Here is a 251-nt window from a genome sequence, read left to right as displayed (position 1 = left end):
GCCGACCTTCACGCCCTACATCGAGATCGCGCACCTGGAGCGCTTCCAGTTCAAGATCGTCGCCATCAATGCCAGCAGCGTGCGCGCCGATGGCACCCACGACTGGCACTATCCGGCCACGGAAATCGCCAAGCTCGAGAATCCGAAGATCAAGCTGGCGGTGACGGTCAACCCCAGCAACCCGCCGTCGGTCGCCTTCAGCCCGGTCGAGATGAAGCAGATCGTGGGCCTGATCCGCAAGAATCCGGACC

The 251-nt window shown here is 62.9% G+C and carries 1 protein-coding gene; it reads left to right on the top strand.

Annotated elements, in window-relative coordinates; all coding sequences use genetic code 11:
- Window positions 1-251, top strand: a 251-nt coding sequence (locus tag ACRHNM_RS17525; protein WP_431137928.1) for an aminotransferase class I/II-fold pyridoxal phosphate-dependent enzyme, incomplete at both ends; no start/stop codon positions are given.

This window comes from Psychroserpens mesophilus (genome assembly GCF_050617655.1).
Taxonomy (GTDB): domain Bacteria; phylum Bacteroidota; class Bacteroidia; order Flavobacteriales; family Flavobacteriaceae; genus Psychroserpens; species Psychroserpens mesophilus_A.
This window is presented reverse-complemented; position numbering and strand designations above follow the sequence as displayed.